The organism is Paenibacillus sp. S-12 (assembly GCF_030363895.1).
Lineage (GTDB): Bacteria > Bacillota > Bacilli > Paenibacillales > Paenibacillaceae > Paenibacillus_B > Paenibacillus_B alvei.
Map to the genome: position 1 here is coordinate 66,450 of NZ_JASIUF010000021.1, position 23,269 is coordinate 89,718.

The following is a 23,269-nucleotide window of genomic DNA, read 5'->3' on the forward strand; positions in this document are numbered from 1 at the left end:
TGGAATACGGACGATTTTTTCTTTATTTTTTCATAAGCAGGAGGCTGTTGCAGTGAAAAAAATCCATGCACTATTTATTATCCTTGCCTCGCTCTTATTGGTAGGTACTGCGCTCTGGGGGTGGGCTCACAGCTATGCTTCACAGTCTACGATCCCTCCCAACGTACACTTGTCTACATGGAATATCGGTTCCCAATCCATGGACACCTTCCGCGAGCAATTAAAAGATAAAATGAAGGAATTAGAGCGGACGTCGTTCGAACTCTCCTTCAAAGGCACTAATATTGAACCCATCCAAACGACACTTGCCGATCTCGGTGTAACGTATGATGCAGATCCTATACTGCGCGCACTCGACAAAATGAAGGAAGGCTCACTGTGGGAACGAATCCAAGCCCGCTACAATTTCCCGACGTCCTGGACGCTTCAATTCCGCTGGAATAAGGAGGTTTGGGCAAAGCGCCTAACAGCCGATTGGGAGGCGCAAACCTTTGGCAAGCCCGTGAATGCAAAAAGGGAAATCACCAAAGACGACAGCATTCGATATACTCCCGAGAAAGCAGTCTATCGAATCGATCGGGTTCAGCTGGAACAGTTGATTCGGGCGTCCATCCCGCATACGTGGAATGATGGACGGACGATTGCGCTTGAAGTCCCGATGCAAAAGACAAATCCGCCAGTTACGGTCGCATCACTGCAAGCCGAAGGAATTGAACGAAAAATTATCGAGTTCTCTACAAGCTTTGTGCAAGCCGATGACGGCCGCACCCATAATGTCAATGCGGCTGCACAAACGATCCATGATATGGTGCTGAAGCCTGGTGAAATTTTCGATTACGATAAAGTCATTGCCGAAACGGAAAAGAAATACGGCTTCAAGGAAGCTCCCGTCATCTTTAACGGCAAGCTTGTACCCGGTATTGGCGGCGGCATCTGCCAAGTATCTAGCACACTATATAATGCGGTGCTTCGCACCGGGCTAGAAATTGTCGAACGGCGCAATCATTCCCTGCCAGTCTCTTACTTGCCTATTGGACTGGATGCTACCTTTTCTCAGGGTTATATTAACTTCCGCTTCAAAAATACGACCGGCAAGCACTTAATGATTCGAACCGCTGCCGAGAACGATCGGCTGATTATTAAATTTTTTGGAACTATGGATAAAGGCGTCTCTTATCGAATGGAAACCAAAACATTAAAGGTGTTGGAACCGACGATTAAGTATGTTAAGAATCCAAACCTGCCTATTGGCAGCCATGAGACCATTCAGCGCGGAAAGCAAGGGTATACGGTGGAATCGTACCGGATTAAGCTGGTGAACGGCAAAGAGGTCGAACGCAAGAAAATGTTTGTGGATACGTACAGACCGCAGCCTACTCTTATAGCAGTGAATACAGGAGGCTCCGATCAGTCTTCTACGAGGAAGGATCAAAGTCCAATCTTAGAGGATGGCGTGAATGGGCCAATATTTAACGATGAATCTTAAATAGAGGTAAGCGAAGGCAAAACTCATGAGAAAGAGCCCTGCATCAACTTGTGATGAGGGCTCTTTTACGTTCATATCGATCTCGTATGCAATTTATTAATATACTCGCAGATAGGAATTAAGCTCCCAACCATGAACTTGAGATGCATATTCGTTGTATTCCTGCTCTTTCACCGAAATATACGTATTCAATGCCTGCTCACCCATAATATCCTGGATGATTGTATCCTTTTCCATATGTCTTAACGCCTCAAATAAATCCCGGGGGTAGGCATCCCATTTATACGGAGTGCTATTTACCGCTTGATGAATGTCCCTACTCGCCTCCTTAGGAGGCATTTCCCTCTTTTTCACACCCTCCAAGCCTGACTTCAGCATGACGGCAAACAGTAAATATGGATTAGCAGTTGGATCAGGCGTACGATATTCAATTCGCGTCTGTTTGCCTCGTGCCGCAGGAATTCGGATCATTGCCGAACGATTGTTTTCAGACCAAGTTAGATGAGTCGGTGCTTCATAGCCTGGCATCAAACGTTTATAAGAATTAACTACCGGGTTCGCAATGGCAGACATTCCTTTTGCGTGATGCAGCAAACCGGCTATAAAATAGAGAGCAATGTCACTCATCTTGGATGGTGCTTGCGGATCATAGAACACATTACACTTCGCATCATCCTGCAAAGATTGGTTGCAATGAAGGGCGTTGCCATTCTGACCGCTCATCGGCTTCGGCATGAATGTAGCATGAAGGCCATGTTGATTTGCCACTCGCTTCGTCAGCAGCTTGAACATTTGCCACCGATCGGCGGCCCTAAGCGCTTCACCGAAGCGAAAGTTGATCTCGTGCTGGCCTGGAGCCACTTCATGATGAGACGCCTCGATTTGGAAGCCTTGCTTCCTCATCTCCTGCAATAATTCAAATCTTACATTCTCCCCGCGATCTTGAGGGAATAGATCACAATATCCACCTTCGTCATGAGGCGTGACAATTGGTATTCCCCGTTCACTTAGAGGATAGAGGAAAAATTCGCCCTCTACCCCGATGTAATAGGAATAACCCAATTCCTTCGCTTCCTGCAGCACTTCTTTCAGCATACTCCGGGTACACCCCTGCGCGCGGCTGCCATCCGGCAAGCGGACATCACAAAAGAAAGATGCTATAGTACCGTATGTGGAGTCGTGCCAAGTATCCACATGGAATGAAGTTGGATCCGGATGCAAGGCGAGATCGGATTGATCTACACCGCCGTACCCTGTGACCGAAGAACCGTCAAACATCACCTTCCCTTTAAAGGCAGCTCCCGCTTCATCACGATGGATGACAAGCTGCTTTACCTTGCCGAACAAGTCCGTAAATTGCAAACGCAAATACTCTACAGCATGCTGATGCATCCATTCAACGACTTCGTCTCCAGATTGAATGAGGGGAACATCTTCGCATGGGCTTGATCCAGCTAGGGGTTCAGATGAAGCTGTACAATCCGACGATGGTACAGAACGTTGCATTACGCATCCCTCCTCGTTCGCTGTTGCGGCACATCTGGAAGTGTATTTACAGAAACGATATCTTGGGATTTTTTGCGCGGAGGCGTCCAAAACTGCTCATTGCCGGGCAGGTCATCGAACCATGCGGCATCATCCGGACAATCTAGCATCATGAATTTGCCGTAATTTCCTTCTCGGGATTGATGATATTTCAGAAATGCCTTTCCATTCTCAATTGCCAATATTTCAATTTTGCCGGATGTATGGCTCATGGACAATCGAACTCGCTTGCCAAGACCCGACGTCTTCGCCTTCGCTTCTTCTACGAGCTGGTACGCCTCCTTCAACGAGAGGACAAATTCACTATTTCCAGCGACCGGCCGATTAATAAAGAAATAATAAGGAGTTACCCCCGCCCATGACAGCTTATCCAGCAGTTCGCCCAGCACTTCAGCATCGTCATTGATGCCTCTAAGTACCGGTGTTTGGTTGACCACAATTGCCCCAGCATCATGCAGCGCCTGAAATCCGCGCTTCGCTTCTTCTGTAATTTCACGAGGGTGGTTAATATGGGCCATTACATAAATCCGGTGGTCAGGTGTGGAAAATTCCCGGATTGTCTCCAGCAACAATTCGTCTTCATAAATGCGCATTGGATTGAAGACGGGCAGCTTGGAACCTAATCGGATGATCTTGACGTGCGGGATATCGCGCAGACGCTGCAATATCTTTCTTAGCTTCGGTGTGGCTAAAATTAGGCTGTCTCCGCCAGTGAGCAGGACATTATTAATCTCGGGGTGTTCGGCAATGTAGGAGAGTCCTGGATTTACATCGGACATCGCTTCTTGGACATCGTTACGGAAAAGTCGCTTGCGGAAGCAGTATCGGCAATAAGCGCCGCATACCTCTGATACAATTAATAGGGCGGTAGATGAATACTTGTGCTGGCAGCCAGGAACCACGTAGTTCGTATCCTCATCCGAGGCGTCCCATCGTCCATACTCTTTCAGTTCCCCTGTATTCGGGATGACAAGCTTCCGAATCGGGTCATTGGGGTCTTTCCAATCAATGAGGTTCAAATAATAATCATTCACGCGGAATACAAATTTCTCGGTAATTTGCTTAAGCCGTTTCCTTTCCGTCTCGGGTAACTGGGTAACCTTGTCGATATCGGTGACGTACTTCGGCTGAGGCATTGGCATTCCTCCTTATAAAATTTTGAATATAAGTGCACATGTGCACCTCTCTTTATTATACACATATTTACATATTCAGGCAAACACTGAGTGGCTTAGTCTGTCCACCTGAGCAGGACTGTCACTGATTTTTCACAAAAAAAGAGCAAGCGCGTCAGCGCCTCACGGGACGCTATTAACGCGCACTGCTCTCCTCTTTTTATGCTAATGAATCCCTCTATCAAGCCTAGTTGACGCATGCAAAAATCCAGCAAGGTTTCATACTGCCCGCCTCGGTCTCCTAAACTTACATAATAGCTCCATTCGACTCAATCCATACTGCCTTCTGCGCGATTGCTTCCTCTGCTCGCTGAATCGCAGCCTCTACCTGAACTGTTGCCGTTCCTCCGTACACATTGCGCGCATTGACGACTTGCTCTGGCTGAAGCACAGCATAAATCCGATCATCGAACAGCTCCGAAAATTGTTTGAACTCTTCCAGTGTTAAATCAAGCAAGTATTTGTTTTGCTCAATACAATACAGCACCGTCTTGCCAATCACTTCATGCGCCTGCCGGAACGGCAAGCCCTTGCCTACAAGAAAATCCGCAATGTCCGTCGCATTGGAGAAATCCTGACGTACCGCTTCACGCATCCGTCCGCGGTTCACCTTCATCGAAGCAACCATCGGAGTGAAGAGGCGAAGTGCGCCGTTCAGTGTATCCACTGTATCGAACATGCCTTCCTTGTCTTCCTGCATATCCTTGTTGTAAGCCAGCGGCAGTGCCTTGAGCACTGTCAGCATGCTCATGAGATGGCCGTATACCCTTCCTGTCTTCCCGCGAACAAGCTCTGCGACATCCGGGTTCTTCTTCTGCGGCATAATGCTGGAGCCAGTACAGAAGGCATCATCCAGCTCAACAAACTGGAATTCTGTACTCGACCATAGTATCAGTTCTTCGCAGAAGCGTGATAAATGCATCATAATGAGCGAGGCGTTCGACAGAAACTCCACGATAAAGTCACGGTCGCTTACCGCATCGAGACTGTTCTCATATACACGGCTAAAGCCTAACTGCTTCGCCGTATAATGGCGATCGATAGCAAAGGTCGTGCCTGCAAGCGCTCCTGCTCCAAGCGGCAGCATATCAATCCGCTTGTAGCTGTCCATCAGTCGTTCAATGTCACGCTCAAACATCGACACATACGCCATCAGATGATGGGCGAACAGGATCGGCTGCGCGCGCTGCAAATGCGTATAGCCGGGAACAATCGTTTCCACGTTCTCTTTCGCCTGTGCAATTAGCGCTTCCTGCAACTTCACAAGCAATTCAACAAAAGTAACGACACGTTTACGCAAATACAAATGCATGTCAGTTGCAACCTGGTCGTTACGGCTTCTTCCAGTGTGAAGCTTGCCGCCAACCGGGCCAATCAATTCAATCAACGCTTTTTCAATATTCATATGAATGTCTTCATCGGATATCGAGTAATCCAATTCTCCGCGACGGATCATACCCGCCACCTGATGAAGCCCATCTGTGATTGTATCCACATCCTCCTGCGGCAAAATGCCGCAGGCTCCCAGCATCGCTACGTGAGCCAGACTGCCTTGAATGTCCTCTTCTGCCATCACTTTGTCAAAAGTAATCGAAGCTGTATATTGTTCGACGAGTTGATCCGTCTGCTTTGTAAATCGACCGCCCCATAGTTTGCTCACGCTGCTCTCCCCTTCCTGTATTACACGCCCGTTTCTTGCAAGGAAGCACCCGCTCCATGAACCTTCGTGCCGTGTACGCCGGCAGCGACCTTCAGACGCAGCGCATTCAAGTGGATGAAGCCTGTTGCATCGTTCTGATCGTAAGCTTGAGACGGATCTGCCTCCATAGTCGCAATATCTGGATTATACAAGCTGACCGGGCTTTGTACGCCCGCGCCCATAACATTGCCCTTGTATAGCTTCAAACGTACTGTTCCTGTCACATGCCTCTGGCTTTCGCCAACAAGCGCTTGGATTGCAAGCCGCTCAGGAGCGAACCAGAATCCGTTGTATACTGCCGCACTGTACTTCGGAATGAGCGAGTCGCGTATGTGCATCACTTCACGATCCATCGTCAACGATTCCATAATGCGATGAGCTGTAAATAAGATGGTGCCGCCCGGTGTCTCATAGACGCCGCGGCTCTTCATCCCGACGAAGCGGTTCTCTACCATATCGACACGGCCAACGCCATGCTTGCCGCCAAGCTCATTCAACGTTTCCATTACCTGTAATGGCGACATGGACTCACCGTTGATCGCAGTACAGTTCCCTTTTTCAAAAGTCAACTCGACAAGCTCTGATTCGTTCGGCGCTTCCTCAGGAGATACGGTTAACACATACATGCCTTTATTCGCATCTGCCGTTGCATCGAACCACGGATCCTCGAGCATACCACTCTCGAAGCTGATATGGAGCAGGTTGCGATCCATCGAGTATGGCTTCGCTGCAGAAGCCTGCACCGGAATACCGTGCTGCTCCGCATAAGCAATCATCTCTGCACGACCTGGGAATTGCGCACGGAATTGCTCAGAACGCCATGGCGCTATTACTTGAATATCGGGAGCAAGAGCCGCCGCAGTCAATTCGAAGCGCACTTGGTCATTCCCTTTGCCAGTTGCACCATGCGCTATTGCCGTTGCGCCTTCAAGGCGTGCAATCTCAATCATCCGCTTCGCAATGAGCGGACGCGCGATGCTCGTGCCAAGCAAATATTGCCCTTCATACAGCGCTCCCGCCTGGAACATCGGAAAAATGAAGTCCTGCGCGAACTCAGCGCGCAAATCGTCAATATAGACTTTGGATGCGCCTGTTGCAATCGCTTTTTCCTCAAGTCCATCCAGCTCTTCCTTCTGTCCAATGTCTGCTGTGAAGGTGATAATTTCTGCATCATAGGTTTCTTTCAACCATGTTAGGATGACGGATGTATCTAAGCCGCCTGAATAGGCCAGCACAATTTTGTTCTTTGCCACGACAATTCCCCCGTTCAATGTGCAGTTCAAAATGAAGTCAATTCGGTTATTTACGCCCCCATAATTGAAGCCATAATCGCTTTCTGTGCATGCAATCGATTCTCCGCTTGATCGAAAATAACCGAGTGCTTGCCATCGATAACGCCTTCGCTTACTTCTTCGCCGCGATGCGCCGGCAGGCAGTGGAGGAAAATATAATCCGGCTTCGCATACCGAGCAAGCTCCTCATTTACCTGGAAACCGCGGAACGCTTGCTCACGCTTCAACTGCTCCATCTCGAATCCCATGCTTGCCCATACATCTGTATAGACTACATCTGCATTGGCGATTGCTTCCTTCGGATCATTCGTGATGAGCACGTGAGAGCCTGATTGCTGCGCCTGCTCGTGGCATTGCTTTATAATATCCGCATCCGGCATATAGCCTTTAGGCGATGCAACAGCTACATGCATGCCCAGCTTACTTGCTCCCATGAGCAAGGAATGCGCCATATTGTTGCCATCGCCGATGTACGCCAGCTTCAAGCCCTGTAGCATCCCTTTTTTCTCATAGACAGTCTGGAAATCCGCAAGAACTTGGCATGGATGATTCATATCCGTCAGTCCGTTAATGACAGGTACAGTAGCGCCACGAGCCAGATCAATGACGGTGCGATGAGCGAAGGTACGAATCATAATGCCGTCTACATAGCGGGACAACACCTGAGCCGTATCCCATATCGGCTCGCCACGTCCGATCTGCAGGTCATTTTTGCTCAAAAACAAAGCCTGACCGCCCAACTGATACATGCCGACTTCGAACGATACACGCGTGCGTGTAGACGATTTTTCAAAAATCATGCCGAGTGTTTTCCCCTTCAGCGGGTGATACACCTCGCCTGCCTTCTGCTTCCGCTTCAATTCGATTGCAAAATCGATCAAATAGTGCAGTTCTTCCTTCGTATAGTCAGCGAGTGCGATAAAATCGCGACCGCGCAAATCAATTGTCGTTGCTGTTATTGCCATCAAGGCCACCTCCGTATATTTTCTCTGTCTTCCCGCTTCATCTGTGCTTACGATTGCTTACCATCTATACAGGTACAACAACCTCTGAGCGTTTCGCTAATACCTCATGGATAATTGATACTGCCTCTTCAATCTCCTCGTCTGTGACCAATAAGTTCGGCAGCAGGCGAATGACATTAGGCCCTGCACTAAGAAATAACAGTCCAGCTTGCTGGGCGTCCTTAATCAAATCTGCTACAGGCTTACTGCATTCGATGCCAACGAGAAGACCGAGTCCGCGTATATCCTTCACGAGCGGAACATCACTCAGCTTCACACGCAGTGCGTTGAGCAAGGACGTTCCCTTTTCCGCTGCCCGCTGCGCCACCTTCTCCTCTAGCATCGTTTCCAGCGTACCCACAACTGCAGACATCGCAAGCGGATTACCGCCGAAGGTCGAACCATGCGTGCCTGCACTGAACGCTGCCCTTACATGCTCCTGCGCCAGCATTGCTCCTACAGGGAAACCGCTGCCGAGTCCTTTGGCTACAGTAAATATATCCGGCTGCAAGCCGTAATGCTCATAGGCGAACAACGCTCCCGTGCGCCCCATGCCCGTTTGAACCTCATCCACGATAAGTAAAAGTCCATGCTCGTTGCACAGTTCGGCCACTTCTTGGGCAAATGCCGCCTTAATCGGGAAAACGCCGCCTTCCGCCTGCACGATTTCAAGCATAATTGCTGCCGTACTGTCATTGATTGCGGCCTTCAACGCTGCGATATCGTTAAACGGCACATACCGGAATCCTCCCGGAAGCGGAGCAAATCCCTCCTTCACCTTGTCTTGCCCAGTAGCCGTCAGCGTCGCCAGCGTACGACCATGGAAAGATTGATGGAATGTTATAATTTCCGACCGCCCTGTCTTAGCGACTACAGTCTGATAGCGGCGCGCCAGTTTAATAGCGGCCTCATTCGCTTCCGCCCCACTATTGCAAAAGAACACAGCATCCGCACAAGTGTGAGCGGTCAGAAGCTCTGCAGCCTGTTCTTGCTGAGGGATATGGAACAAGTTCGAAGCGTGCCATAACGTATCCAGTTGTTCTTGTACACGCACCTTAACTCGCTCCGGCACATGTCCTAAGTTCGTTACGGCTATGCCGCTCATGAAATCCAAGTAGCAAGTTCCTTCATCGTCCCATACCCGACTGCCCTGTCCCTTCACCAGTGCAATTGGATAGCGGGCATATGTTGGGAACAAAGCATTCGTTCCCTTCCCGGCATCTACATTCATCGTCATTGTCTCCACCCCTTCATTCGATTTGTATACGATTGTAGTAAGTCTCTTGGGTACATCTCTGCGATTATTATTTATGTTTCTCGTGCTGCTTGCCCCAATCTCAATCTATTGAATGTTCTGCAGAATGATAGTTAGATTGTTCTATGCCTATACTCCTGCTGCACTAACAATCCGAGTTCCAATCGGCTCCCCTGCCATCAAGCGACGCAGCACATCAGATTCTGCCCCGTCTGCAATAACAACCTCCTGCACGCCACCCTCCAAGCACTTCATAGCGGCCTGCACCTTCGGAATCATGCCTCCATATATTTCTCCGCTAGCTATCATCGCTTCAATGTCTACAGTCGTAACGATTGGAAGCACAACCTTGCCTTCCGGTGTATTTCTCATAATGCCCGGCACATCTGTCACGACAATCAATTGTTCGGCTCCGAGATGAGCTGCAACAGCACCTGCTGCCGTATCCGCATTAATATTGTAGCGTTGACCCGTGCCATCAAGTCCAATTGGCGCGATAACAGGCATATAATTCATGTCGATTAATCCAGTGAGCAAGGCTGCTCGAACTTGAGTAACATCCCCGACATAACCCACCTGATCCACGTTGGATACTGGTTCCGATTGAATGAGTCCGCCATCCGTTCCTGACAAGCCAATTGCATTGGCTCCCACTTGCATCAAGCGACGCACAATTTGCTTGTTGATCTGTCCGGCAAGCACCATTTCGACGACATCCAACACGGCTTCATCAGTCTTGCGAAGACCGCCTATAAATTCCGATTCAATGCCGAGCTTATCCAGCATGCCTGAAATCGCTGGCCCTCCACCATGTACAATAACAGGCACGGTGCCTTCTTCCTGCAACTGCTGAAGCTGTTCATAGAACGAGTCTGGCAATGCAGCCAGCGTACTTCCTCCGCATTTCATTACGAACAGTTTCACAGCTGTGGCTGATGACTGCACATTACCCTGAGTTTCTGTCGCTGCCATATCCCTCCGCTGAACCTCCCCGCTCTATCGTTACGTCTTACGACGCCTTGTCATGCTTTACTTTGGCGTTCGACCTTCCGTCCGCTGTTTCTCTCCTATTCTTCATTTCCTTTGCACTGCAATGAGAGGTTCTTACCGCTTCTATAGCCGTGCTGTACTGCTGACCCAACTGCCGTCTGCAAGCTATAACGATCTCATACTCGATACTTATTTGCGTACTATGTCCGATACGCTGCATTAATGCGCACGTAGTCATACGTCAAATCGCAGCCCCATGCTTTGGCTTCCCCAGATCCCATATGTAAATCCACTTGGAAAACCACCGTATCGCCCTTTAAATACGCAAGCGCCGCCGCTTCGTCAAATACAACCGGCGTCGACTGCTGCAGCACCATAATTGATCCCATATGAATATCCACTGTCTCGGGGTTTACAGGCTGGCCTGCATAACCAACTGCTGCAATGACTCGGCCCCAGTTCGCATCTGAACCATATACAGCAGATTTCACGAGACTTGATCCGACAATCGATTTGGCAATAGCACTAGCAGATTCATCAGACAAAGCACCAGATACCCGCACCTCAATCAGCTTAGTCGCCCCTTCACCATCTCGCGCGATGGCCTTAGCCAGCTGTTCACACACATATTGAAATGCCGCAGCAAATGCCGGCCACGCTTCATGCTGTTCTGTGAGCGGTTCATTACCTGCCATTCCACTGGCCATTGCAAGAAGCATATCATTCGTGCTTGTATCTCCATCAACCGTAATCATATTGAATGTCTTATTCGTCACCGTCCTGAGAAGACCCGCAAGCGTATCTTGTTCGAGCGCTGCATCCGTCGTTACGAAGCCGAGCATTGTTGCCATATTCGGATGAATCATTCCCGATCCCTTCGCACAACCCGCAACCGTGACTTGCTTGCCATTAACAGTTAGAACCGCACAAGCTTCCTTCTTGACGAGATCCGTCGTCAAGATCGCTTGCGAAAACTGTTCTGCGCCCTCGGCAAGAGGAGTCAACTGCTCAGGAAGCTTCATAATGCCTTGCTCCACACATTCCATTTTCAACGCCTCACCGATAACGCCTGTGGAAGCAACTGCTACGTAATGCGGCGCAATGCCAAGCTGCTCTGCAAATGCGCTGCGCATCCGGTATGCATCCGCCTCGCCTTGCTTGCCCGTACAAGCATTCGCGTTGCCGCTGTTCACGATAATGGCCTGCAGCTTGCCTTCCTCCTCCAAACTCGCCCTCGTCACGGCAAGCGGTGCTGCTTGGAATACATTTGTCGTATATACCGCAGCAGCAATAGCTGGAACGTCGCAGACGATTGCTCCTAAATCATTGCGCGCCGTTTTCTTTAATCCGCAATGCAGCCCGCTGGCCCGAAATCCAAGCGGAGTGGTTACTGAACCGTCAATGATATCGAATAATTGCGTCTCTTTCGCATGTACTACCTGCGTTTGCATCATTATCTACCTTCTTCTTTTTCAAAGTCGTACATCTATATCAAGGAGATTTGATCCTTCTGCTCCGCTTCTCACATTTCTATGTTCACATTACGGGTACACTGGCGTGAGCATTAGCCCTGCCGTCTCTTCCCAGCCCATCATATGATTTAAATTTTGTATTGCTTGACCTGCCGCTCCCTTGACCACGTTGTCAATGACCGAAATAATCGTTACGCGATTCGTTCTCTGATCTACGGCAAATCCAATATCACAAAAGTTCGAGCCGAACACTTCTTTCGTCGCCGGCCATTGTCCTTGTGGACGTATGCGCACAAACCTCCGACCTGCATAATATTCTCGATAAAGGGATATAAAGTCCTCTTCAATAAATGTGCCTGCAAGCGATGCATACATCGTACACATAATGCCACGAGTCATCGGCGTCAAGTGTGTAGTAAACGTCACCGTAACCGGGTTCTGCGCAACCTCGCTAAGCACCTGCTCAATCTCTGGAATATGCTGATGCTTGTTGACTTTATAAGCTTTGAAGTTTTCATTAATCTCAGCGTAATGGACACCTAAGTTCACGCCCCGACCCGCTCCGGATATGCCAGATTTTGCGTCAATAATGAGAGTGTTAGGCTGAATCCATCCTGCCTGCAATGCCGGAATGAGCCCGAGCAGGGTTGCTGTCGGATAACAGCCCGGATTGGAAATGAACTTGCACCCCGCTACATACGGTTTCTGGTACATCTCGCACAATCCATACTTTGCTTCAGCCAACAGCTCAGCCGGAGGAGCAGAGTGCTTATACCACGCGCTGTACAACTCGCCATCCTTAATGCGGAAGTCCCCAGATAAATCAATGACGGCGAGTCCTGCCTCCAGCAGCTTCGGCACCAGCTGTCCGCTCACACCCGAAGGGGTTGCGGTAAACACAACATCCGCCTTCCTTCGCATCTCCTCCACATCGACTCCGTCCAGCGTATCGCACATCACTTCATTCAAATGCGGATATCCCTCTGCGATTGGAGCCCCTGCACTCGAAGCCGAAATGACTGATGTGATGGTGACATTCGGATGATTCAGTAACAACCGGATAAGTTCAACACCGCCATAGCCTGTTGAGCCGACAATGGCTGCTCGTACATGCTTCTCTTGATTCATTTTCATTCTCTCCATTCCTCGCTACTGTTGCGTAGGCAATAGCATGATTTCGCAACGTTCGATATACGATTTACGGCTGCTCTGCTACTGGCTTCAAAAACAATGACACGTCTAGGAAAATGATTCCTCATGAATAATTATGTATCATTATACGACTGTATTTATATAAATACAACGATTTTCCATGAAATTTCATGATATTTATGAAAAGAGCAAATAGAATGTATCTATGCGAGAGGGATTACAACGGGATAAAACGCTTGGTATAAAGGGGTTTATGGCTACTACGTATGGTCATTAAAAGTATGAGGTTCTTTTCAAACAAATAAAAAAACGCGGATTCGACCGCATTCACTTACAGCATGATATGCAGGAGGAAACCACGTTTTATGAATAAAAACGTACAACTTATGCAAGCTATGCATTCTGTAACAGAGGCATGCATAGCATTCCACTTATAAATTACGCTTGGATCTTAAAACCTTCTCCAAGTACTTCATTTGTATCACTAATAATGACGAACGCTTGTGAATCTACGGAGCGGACGATCGCTTTCAGTTTATAAACCTCACTCTGTCCGACAACAACCATCAGTACAGTTCGTCCTTCCCCAGTATAACCGCCTTCGCCTTGCAGCTTCGTTAATCCTCGATCAAGATCATGGAGAATCGCATCTGCAATTTTATCCGAATCATCACTAATGATGAATGCAACCTTTGTATAGCCTAAACCTACTTGCACCACATCAATTGTTTTGCTTGTTACAAACAATCCGATGAGTGCGTACATGGCACTTTCAAAGGAAAGCATGAAGCCCGCCAGCAAAATGATAACACCGTCACAAATGGCAACCGCCAGCGCTATATTGATTTTCCCGAACGTACTAAGCAGTTGCGCCGTTATGGCATTGCCCCCTGTAGATCCACGACCGCGGAAAACAATGCCTAAGCCAAGACCGATGCCAATACCGCCAAATATAGCAGCAAGCAGTGGATTGTCCGTTGCCGGCCCTACATGCTGTGTCAGATAGATAAAGGTCGGCAAGGAAACGGAGCCTATTAAAGTCCGTATGCCGAACTGCTTGCCAAGCAAGCACACGCCTAAGATAAAGAGCGGGATGTTGAAGGCATACTGCGTGATCGCCGGATTCCACCCAAATTGATTCTCCAGTACGATAGAGAGGCCTGATATGCCTCCTGAAGCAATCTTATTTGGCAGCATTAATGTATTGAACGTAAGCGCCATAATGAAGGCTCCGAGGAAAAGAAGGCCGTAATCCATTACTGCTCGCATAGGATGATTGTACGGTACCAGCAAGCCATCGGCGCTGCGCCGAGGCTTTTTCAGTTCAGATGTAGATGAATCCGATGTATGAGGCATACTGTGTTCTCCTTCGTATTACCAATATGATAGTGCCAGAACGAATCGGTTGAATGAACAGTATATTGGTACTGCATGCTGTCAGCCGTCTGCTCTGTGAATCTGTCTTATTATGCTCATTCTCTAGCATGGTAAAGCATTCAAGCACAACAAAAAACCTGCCCCGATCAAAGATCGGCGCAGGTATGTGCAGTCGGTACCAACTTATTATGCTTCAGATGATGGTTGAATTAAGGTTCTCAAGTACGCGTCAATAAACGTATCCAAGTCGCCGTCCATCACGGCGCCGACATTTCCGGTTTCCACCTGCGTCCGGTGGTCCTTGACCATGCTGTACGGATGGAATACATAGGAGCGAATTTGGCTGCCCCATGCGATGTCCATCTGATCACCACGGATTTCTGCTAACTGCTTCTGTTGTTCCTCAATCTTGCGTTCATACAATTTGGAACGAAGATGGGTCATGGCACGCTCACGGTTCTTGATCTGCGAACGCTCTGTCTGACACGTCACGACGATGCCTGTTGGTATATGGGTAATCCGAACAGCGGAATCCGTCGTATTGATGTGCTGACCACCTGCACCGCTCGCGCGGTACGTATCGACTTTCAGATCCTCTGTACGAATTTCAATTTCTGCGTCGTCTGTAATCTCAGGCACGACGTCGCAGGATACGAATGACGTATGTCTGCGGCCAGAGGAATCAAATGGCGAGATACGAACGAGACGATGTACACCCTTCTCCGCCTTCAGATAGCCGTAAGCGTTATACCCTTTAATAAGCAGCGTTACGCTCTTAATGCCCGCTTCGTCGCCTGGCAGATAATCCAGTACTTCGACCTTGAAGCCGCGCTTCTCTGCCCAACGTGTATACATGCGCAGAAGCATTTGGCCCCAGTCTTGAGACTCGGTTCCGCCTGCACCTGGATGCAGCTCCAAAATGGCGTTCATTTTATCATAAGGCTCGCTCAGCAGGAGTTGAAGCTCGAAATTCTCGATACTGGACAGTAGCTTCTCTACACTAGCTGTCAGTTCCTCAGCCAGCGATTCATCATCCTCTTCCTCTGCCAGCTCCAGCATCATCTCGTTGTCTTCATAATCCTGCTTCAGCTTCCCATACTGCTCGACAATGCTCTTGATTGCATTGAGCTCGGAGATAAGTCCTTGCGCTTTGTCATTGTCATCCCAGAAGTCCGGTGCGGCCATCTTCTCCTCGAAGTTGGCAATCATCTCTTGCTTCAGATCGAAGTCAAAGAGACCCCCTAAGGTTTGTAAGTTTAGCTGCGATGCTACGCATATTGTGACGTACACTTGCGTCGATCATCATAATACCACCTCGGTAAAATTGGTTAGGAAGGGAGCTGTGTCGCTTCCTTCTCCCGAACAACGGGCGGCTATACGGCCGCCCGTTCGGGTCTATCATGTGGAGATTTCGCATTGGCATCTATCCACAATGATGTATGCTTTTGCTGTATTGTATGTCCGATATAAGAGCGTTCATAACCTCAATCGGCATACAAATCTCTAAACCTTATTAGTCTTGCTTACCGTGACATTGCTTATATTTCTTGCCGCTTCCACAAGGGCACTGATCGTTACGGCCAATAACTTCGCCTTTCACGACAGGGCGCTTTTCCGCCGGCTCTGCATTCGTGGACATCTTGCTTTCTTCCACGACAGCTTGACGCTCAACGTTTTGCTCTACATGTGCCTTCATGATGTACGTAGATACTTCTTCTTGAATCGAAGCTACCATGCTGTTGAACATTTCGTAGCCCTCGAATTGGTATTCACGCAGCGGATCCGTACCGCCGTAAGCACGTAGGTGAATCCCTTGACGCAAATGATCCATTGCATCGATATGATCCATCCACTTGGAGTCCACGGCACGAAGCACGACAACCTTCTCGAATTCACGCACAAGTTCTGGCCCAATGCGCTCTTCGCGTTCTGTATATTTCTCCATAACCTTGCCGAACAGGAATTCCGTAATTTCTTCCTTTTCCTTGCCCCACAGGTCATCCTTCGTAATTGTACCCTCGTCAAGCATCTGACGATGCATGTAGTTTACAATTTCTTCAAGATCCCAGTTCTCTGGAATATCATCTTCGTTACAGTGTGCATCTACGACACGCTCGATGCATGGCTTAATCATATCCAACACAATTTGGCGGATATTTTCGGAGTCAAGCACCTCATAGCGCTGCTTGTAAATGATACCGCGCTGTTGGTTCATGACATCATCATATTGCAGGACGACTTTACGTAAGTCGAAGTTGTTGCCTTCTACCCGCTTCTGTGCAGATTCCACAGCACGCGTAATCAGCTTGGATTCAATTGGCTGATCCTCTTCAAATCCGAGACGTTCCATCATGCCCAGTACGTTATCCGCACCGAAACGGCGCATCAGCTCGTCCTCCAAGGACAGATAGAACTGCGAGGAGCCTGGATCGCCCTGACGTCCGGCACGTCCGCGAAGCTGGTTGTCGATACGACGGCTCTCATGACGCTCTGTACCGATAATATGCAACCCGCCTGATGCCGATACGCCTTCGCCCAAGATAATGTCCGTACCGCGACCCGCCATGTTCGTAGCGATAGTAACTTGGTTCGGTTCACCTGCGCTAGAAATGATATTCGCTTCCTCCGCATGGTACTTCGCATTCAATACCTGATGTTTTATACCTTTGCGGCGAAGCATGTCAGACAAACGCTCAGAGTTCTCAATCGACACTGTACCAACCAAGACTGGCTGGCCATTTTTGTGGCGCTTCACGATTTCCTCGACTACCGCGTTATATTTCGCATTTTCCGACTTATAGACGACATCCGGCATATCCTTACGCTGGTTCGGCTTATTTGTCGGCACTTGGATAACTTCCAAGCCGTAAATGCTCTTAAATTCTTCTTCCTCTGTCTTCGCTGTACCAGTCATACCGGCAAGCTTGCGATACATACGGAAGTAGTTCTGGAATGTAATTGTTGCGAGCGTCATGCTCTCATTTTGCACCTCAAGGCCTTCCTTCGCCTCGATCGCTTGGTGCAAGCCGTCGCTGTAGCGACGTCCAGCCATCATACGGCCTGTGAACTCGTCGACAATGACGATTTCGCCGTCATTTACGACATAATCAACATCCAAGCGCATAATTGCATGAGCCTTCAACGCTTGTTGAATATGGTGATTCAACGTTACGTTCTTCACGTCGAACAGGTTCTCCACGCCGAGTGCTTTCTCCGCCTTCGCCACTCCTGCTTCGGTAAGGGCAACTTGACGCGTCTTCACATCAATCGTGTAATCCTCTTCACCTTTCAAGCGGCTAACGAACCGATCTGCAACGAAGTAAAGCTCTGTAGACTTAGCAGCTTGTCCAGAAATGATAAGCGGCGTACGTGCTTCGTCAATAAGAATGGAGTCCACTTCGTCAATAATCGCGAAGTTCAGTGGACGCTGAACCATCTGCTCTTTGTAAAGCACCATGTTGTCACGCAGGTAGTCGAAACCGTACTCGTTGTTCGTACCATACGTAATATCGCACGCATATGCTTCCTGCTTCATATTGTGATCCATGCCGGAAAGGTTCAAACCAACCGTCATCCCCAGGAAGTTATATACTTGGGCCATAATCTCGCTATCGCGGGATGCCAAGTAATCGTTAACGGTAACGACGTGTACGCCTTTCCCTTCCAACGCGTTCAAATATACAGGAAGTGTTCCGACGAGTGTCTTCCCCTCACCTGTCTTCATCTCAGCAATTTTGCCTTCATGAAGTACCATACCACCAAGCATCTGTACATCATAATGGCGCATGCCCAGCGTACGCTTTGCAGCTTCACGCACAGTAGCGAAGGCTTCTGGCAAGAGCTGATCCAATGTGTCGCCCTTTGCAAGACGCTCACGGAATTCCTCCGTCTTCGATTTCAATTGTTCATCGGATAATTTCTCGAATTCGGGTTCCAGACCGTTAATAACCTCAACCGTCTTCATGAGCCGCTTAACTTCGCGTTCGTTGGCATCGCCGAATATTTTCTTTACAAGTCCTAGCATGCTTAACCCCTTTCATGCAAATCCGATCGTGATTTTATGGCCGTTCTCTATACCACATTCAAGCTTCTGCATATAGAACGGTAACATCGACTCGTTTTGCAATAAATTGTAACAGTTTCAACAGGGTCCCGCAACCGCCGCAGGGCATGTTTTCGGCGATCTTTCATCACATTTTCACACGAATGTAGCGGCATACCGTGGGCAATCCTGCTTCCAGCAACAAAACAAACATTTACAAGATAATATTAGAAGGTATTGAACAATTGATATACAAGTCCAGCCTTCTGTAATGCCATACTATTATATACGTGAAAAGAGCCCATTCCGTTGTGGAAATAGGCTCAGTCCTTTTTTGGTAATCGGGTAGATTCTAGGGTTCTCTGCCTATATTGGCATCCGAAACCTCAATGTTCCCGTTCTTAGCCTTGTTCAATCAAGCCATACCGGCCGTCATCGCGGCGGTATACAACATTGACTTCCTTGCTCTCCGCATTCGAGAATACGAAGAAGTTGTGGCCAATCATATTCATCTGCAGGATTGCTTCTTCAACGTCCATCGGCTTCAGCGTAAAGCGCTTCGTCCGTACGACTTCAAGATCATCCTCTTCCTCAACCGCAACTGGTGTTGATGTGGACTGCTCACGGAACAGCTGCTCTGCCGCACCAACCTGACGGAACTTGCGGTTGGCTTTCGTTTTATGCTTGCGGATTTGCCGTTCCAACTTGTCTACGACACCATCGATCGATGCATACATGTCCTTGCTTCGATCTTCAGCCCGCAGCAGCAAACCCGGTAATGGGATTGTTACTTCAATATTGTGTACATCCTTCGTAACGCTGAGTGTAACATTAGCGCCTGAAGCAGGGGGAGTTTCAAAATACCGTTCCAGTCGGCTCAATTTCTTTTCGACATAGTCAAGTAGTGCGTCTGTAACTTCAATGTTCTGACCTCGAACTTTATATTCCATATAGCACTCCTCCTTTGGATACTTCTATTATACCATAGCTATGATGGAGGAATCAAAAAAACGGTTACAATCCGTTTACAATTCCGTATCCTTCATTACCCCTCAGTGGAGAAGGTGAAACGATATAAAAGGTTGTCAGAGAAGCTGTATTACGTCTGCCGTATTACATCAAATGGCAACTTACTTATAAGCAGGTTATAAGTAGCCTTGGGATACAGCCACAGAACAAATAAATAACCACTACCAAAATATAAAAACCCCTGGCATTAAGCCAGGGGCGTGTAGCTAATCGGAATCATATATAATTCGACTCACGTCGGGTATGATTACAGTTTGATTACGTTAGCCGCTTGTGGACCGCGAGCGCCTTCAACGATATCGAATTCTACGGATTGACCTTCTTCCAAAGTCTTGAATCCTTCGGATTGGATAGCGGAGAAGTGTACGAATACGTCGTTGCCTTCTGCAGTTTCGATGAAGCCATAACCTTTTTCAGCGTTGAACCATTTTACTTTACCTTGCATGTCGATAACATTCCCTTCATCTTCAAATGCCGTGGAGTTTTTATCCTCCACAAGTTTGACTATATCACCGGGTGGAAGCGTTGTCAATGAGGAAAGGGATATTTTTCTTATTATTTAATCTGTAATATTTTTTGGTTATTATTCACAATCGTTCTCGGCCATTCCCCTAAAATAAAATCAAAAGGCACGGGCTTATAGAATGTTCATAAAACAAACTTCATCCTACTGCCCGTTCCCGTAAAATCCGAAAAATCACGCTCTCAAAAGAGTATATACAGATCTCATTTACTTCATATTCAACCATTCGGAAACAGGTTTTATATGGCGCATTTTATCCAAATACATGCTTGCCTTCATGTTTTCGCCGCGTTCAACGCAGATATCATACAATTGACTCCAAATTTTAAATGATGGATCGATTTCGCTGCATTTACGGTAGTAATAGTAGCTAGATTCATCATCTCCGTTCAACTTCAAAGCTTTTGCTGCGATTTCAAATATGCGTGCGTTAAGTTTAGGGGAGTCGCTCTCCAAGAGAACATTCAGGGCAACTTCATGGAAGCCATACTGAACTAGCTTTTCACTTAAAATCAGTCTAATGTACGGATCATGAACATGGCTGCCAAAATAATCGATGATATCAAACTCTTGAGCATGCAGCACATCCTCCAATAAATCGGAGACATATTTATAAAATTCGTTAGATAAATCTTTTTCAGATACAACCATGCCTTGAATCATCTTTTTTAAAATTTTTGATTCTTTTAAATTAAGATTTATATCCAAGGAAGCTCTATTATAAAGATTTTCGTCTCTTGTCACAAACGAAAGCAATAACATATCTCGACCATACTGAGAAGATTGATCCCTTGCAGGCTCCCCGTTGACCGGTTCTCTCTCAAGCACCTCTTCGTATTTTTTGTCCATGAGAAGCAGGAATCGTTGCATTTCATACGGTATGGAGACATTATATTCCTCAACATAATTCAGTAACAATGGATGACGCATCTGGTACAGGGCAATCAGCAGCAATTCCAGATCCTTGTCCGAATCCAAGTTCCATACTTGTTTGAGTATCCCATATAGCTGCTTTCTATCCCCGCCAGGGAAAATGTTCAGAAAAACTTTCAATGTCGGAAAACTATTTTTGCTTCCTTTCAGCGCTTCTATGGCATGGTTCAGCGACTCTTCCCGACGTTCCTCTTTCAAATATAATTCAGCTAGCTGGGCATGGGCCAAATAAGAGCCGACGCCTTCTTGGGAATTATGGTACGTTTCCGACACTTCGCCAATCTCTAAACATTTTTTGTAGCATGCTTCGGCATCCCGGAAGTATTCGATCTTTTCATATACGAAGCCTTTGAAATAATGCAAATCTGTATACGTAGGATATAAAGCGATACTGTCCCGGAACACTGCAAGCGATTCTTCGTGCCTGTTAAGCTCCATTAGACTTTGTCCCAAATATACAAGCAGTTTTGGCGTAAAGGTGTAGTTGCTTCCCGCAGCAAACGATTTCTTAAATGCATCAATCGCAGCCAAGTGTTCACCTTCAATTTTAAGCTGAACTCCAAGATTGTATAAATTGAATGCATCCGGATTTAATTTGGCTTCTTTTTTTATGATCTGCATGTTTCTCTTGTTTTTGTTTTTCTTATCGATTACGGATTGTTGATAACCGTCATGATGTATAAGGACGGACAATTTTCCATGTTTTAATTTTGTAGTCTCTGTGTCAATATGCTCATGCAGCGCGCCTACATATTTAATTTTTGGTGAATTTCTGAACAGTCTAATGGAAGAATGGACCTCGTTAAATCCCGACCCCAGGTCATTTCTAATCTTTAGTATGTAGCAATCGCAATCTAAGGGTTCCTTCAATACACCCTTTGTCGATTCGTCCAAATACTCATCGGCATCGAGCTGTAAAATATACTCCCCGGTCGCAAAAGATATCGCATGGTTTCGTGCATCGCCAAAATGATGATTCCAATTATAATGATGAGCTGTAATTCCGCGTTCCTCTAATATTTGCAAAGTCCGATCAGTAGATCCCGTATCTACGATTACGATCTCATCCACAATATTTTTCACGCTGTCCAAACATCTTTCCAAACAAGACTCTTCATTTTTCACAATCATACATAATGAGATCTTGGGACGTGTCATAACACATTCTCCTTCAGTCATGTTGTTTTATCGTAACAAGAGCAATCGTTCCATAGCAGGCTTAAAGCCGAATTCACTACATCGTTCATAACAGTCCATGGCTTGCTGCTTCTGTCCCGCCATTTCATAATAGATGCCCAAATTATAAAGAGCCTTGAATGTACCGACTCCCACATGAGATTCATATTGCGTATTTGATACTTCACCCAGCTCTACGCAGCGCTCAAACAACTGCGGAACTAAGTGAAATTGAGTTACGTCCAAATTATCGACGATTGCACGACCCTTCATAAAATATAAATCCGTATAATCAGGGTGCAGAGTAATGGCCTCATCAATAATAGACGAAAAATCGTTGTATTTTTTCACTTGCAGCAGAACATGACATAAAGAATAGATGATATTAGGCAGGCAATAATGGAAATCTTGCGATGCTGACTGATAAGCCTGACGAAGATATATTTCTGCCTCGGCATATTCCTTTTGGATAGCATGTGTTTTGCCTAATTGATATGTAATATATGAGTTATCCTCGTTTTCCGAGGCTTCTTTTCTTAACAATTCAATATTTCGCGTAATTTTCTGTTTTTGATCAATAACTTCTTGCATGTAACCAAAATGATTAAATTCGATATCTGTATCGATACTTTCTGGTACATTTCCTTCCTTACATAACTGTTCATGTATACGCCCCATATATTTGAATTTCCCGTTATTCGGGAACATTCTGGTTGCGTAACTAATGGATGTATTTGCATCATCCGTATAATTTCGAATTCGTATTCTGGCTGCCTTGCTCTTATTTTCGTTCAAAAAACGTGCGGTATCATGTAACGCTTGAACAGTGCGATGATCTAGCCGTTCGTCTGCGTCAATCATAAGAACTATTGGAAGATTCGAATGTTGAATCGCCGCATTTCGCGCCTTGCTAAAATCGCCTTGCCAGGGCATTTCTATCGTTTTTGCCCCCATATAGGATGCTATTGAAACGGTATCATCCTTGGAACCTGTGTCAACCACTACAACCTCTTCCACATACGGAAGTACCGAAGCAATACTCTCCTTTATAAAGGATTCTTCGTCTTTGACAATCATGCAAGCGGAAATTAAAGATTTCATTATCCACATCCCTTTTAT

General features: G+C 47.1%; 17 protein-coding genes. 1 reads left to right on the top strand and 16 read right to left on the bottom strand.

Annotated features, from left to right (window positions below; genetic code table 11):
- Positions 1 to 52 precede the first annotated feature (52 nt).
- Positions 53 to 1,486 (top strand): VanW family protein, encoded by a 1,434-nt coding sequence (locus NO352_RS19745; protein WP_289356597.1) that lies wholly within the window; start codon positions 53 to 55, stop codon positions 1,484 to 1,486.
- A 96-nt stretch (positions 1,487 to 1,582) separates the two neighbouring features.
- Here the strand turns inward: NO352_RS19745 and glnA are convergent, their stop codons facing one another.
- From glnA to NO352_RS19825, 16 genes are all read right to left on the bottom strand, one after another.
- Complete coding sequence (gene glnA / locus NO352_RS19750) at positions 1,583 to 2,992, bottom strand: type I glutamate--ammonia ligase (protein ID WP_289356599.1); 1,410 nt, start codon at positions 2,990 to 2,992, stop codon at positions 1,583 to 1,585.
- A complete protein-coding gene (locus tag NO352_RS19755) occupies positions 2,992 to 4,167 on the bottom strand; it encodes a KamA family radical SAM protein (RefSeq protein WP_005544685.1) in 1,176 nt (391 codons plus the stop codon). Before NO352_RS19755 ends, glnA begins: the two co-directional genes overlap by 1 nt.
- A 286-nt stretch (positions 4,168 to 4,453) precedes the next feature.
- Positions 4,454 to 5,866: an argininosuccinate lyase gene (gene argH, locus NO352_RS19760; protein ID WP_289356601.1), complete on the bottom strand. Its 1,413-nt coding sequence runs from the start codon at positions 5,864 to 5,866 to the stop codon at positions 4,454 to 4,456.
- Positions 5,867 to 5,886: 20 nt separating this feature from the next.
- Complete coding sequence (locus NO352_RS19765) at positions 5,887 to 7,158, bottom strand: argininosuccinate synthase (RefSeq protein ID WP_268621004.1); 1,272 nt, start codon at positions 7,156 to 7,158, stop codon at positions 5,887 to 5,889.
- A gap of 50 nt (positions 7,159 to 7,208) precedes the next feature.
- On the bottom strand, positions 7,209 to 8,162 hold the full coding sequence (gene argF, locus NO352_RS19770; protein ID WP_005544690.1) for an ornithine carbamoyltransferase: 954 nt from the start codon (positions 8,160 to 8,162) through the stop codon (positions 7,209 to 7,211).
- Positions 8,163 to 8,226: 64 nt separating this feature from the next.
- Positions 8,227 to 9,432 carry an acetylornithine transaminase gene (locus NO352_RS19775; RefSeq protein WP_289356624.1) on the bottom strand — a complete coding sequence of 402 codons (1,206 nt, stop codon included), beginning with the start codon at positions 9,430 to 9,432 and terminating at the stop codon, positions 8,227 to 8,229.
- Positions 9,433 to 9,585: 153 nt separating this feature from the next.
- Positions 9,586 to 10,428, bottom strand: coding sequence for an acetylglutamate kinase (argB, locus tag NO352_RS19780; RefSeq protein ID WP_005544693.1), 843 nt, complete (start codon positions 10,426 to 10,428; stop codon positions 9,586 to 9,588).
- Positions 10,429 to 10,646: 218 nt separating this feature from the next.
- A complete protein-coding gene (argJ, locus tag NO352_RS19785) occupies positions 10,647 to 11,900 on the bottom strand; it encodes a bifunctional ornithine acetyltransferase/N-acetylglutamate synthase (protein WP_268599108.1) in 1,254 nt (417 codons plus the stop codon).
- A gap of 87 nt (positions 11,901 to 11,987) precedes the next feature.
- Entirely contained in the window at positions 11,988 to 13,046 is a 1,059-nt protein-coding gene (gene argC, locus NO352_RS19790) for an N-acetyl-gamma-glutamyl-phosphate reductase (protein ID WP_268599122.1), read from the bottom strand.
- 462 nt (positions 13,047 to 13,508) lie between these two features.
- Entirely contained in the window at positions 13,509 to 14,426 is a 918-nt protein-coding gene (locus NO352_RS19795; RefSeq protein ID WP_005544697.1) for a YitT family protein, read from the bottom strand.
- 207 nt (positions 14,427 to 14,633) lie between these two features.
- Positions 14,634 to 15,750, bottom strand: a protein-coding gene (prfB, locus tag NO352_RS19800) for a peptide chain release factor 2 (protein WP_157266727.1) whose coding sequence is annotated in 2 segments (ribosomal slippage) — positions 14,634 to 15,677 and positions 15,679 to 15,750 — 1,116 coding nt in all. Because the reading frame shifts where the segments join, the coding sequence is not laid out codon by codon here.
- A gap of 210 nt (positions 15,751 to 15,960) precedes the next feature.
- The gene (secA, locus tag NO352_RS19805) at positions 15,961 to 18,471 is read right to left on the bottom strand and encodes a preprotein translocase subunit SecA (RefSeq protein WP_268599107.1); all 2,511 of its coding nucleotides are present in this window, start codon (positions 18,469 to 18,471) and stop codon (positions 15,961 to 15,963) included.
- A gap of 419 nt (positions 18,472 to 18,890) precedes the next feature.
- Entirely contained in the window at positions 18,891 to 19,439 is a 549-nt protein-coding gene (hpf, locus tag NO352_RS19810; protein ID WP_163978393.1) for a ribosome hibernation-promoting factor, HPF/YfiA family, read from the bottom strand.
- 326 nt (positions 19,440 to 19,765) lie between these two features.
- Positions 19,766 to 19,963 (bottom strand): cold shock domain-containing protein, encoded by a 198-nt coding sequence (locus NO352_RS19815; protein WP_040735677.1) that lies wholly within the window; start codon positions 19,961 to 19,963, stop codon positions 19,766 to 19,768.
- A gap of 285 nt (positions 19,964 to 20,248) precedes the next feature.
- Complete coding sequence (locus tag NO352_RS19820; protein ID WP_353961275.1) at positions 20,249 to 22,153, bottom strand: glycosyltransferase; 1,905 nt, start codon at positions 22,151 to 22,153, stop codon at positions 20,249 to 20,251.
- A 6-nt stretch (positions 22,154 to 22,159) separates the two neighbouring features.
- A complete protein-coding gene (locus tag NO352_RS19825; protein ID WP_289356606.1) occupies positions 22,160 to 23,251 on the bottom strand; it encodes a glycosyltransferase in 1,092 nt (363 codons plus the stop codon).
- Positions 23,252 to 23,269: the final 18 nt, after the last annotated feature.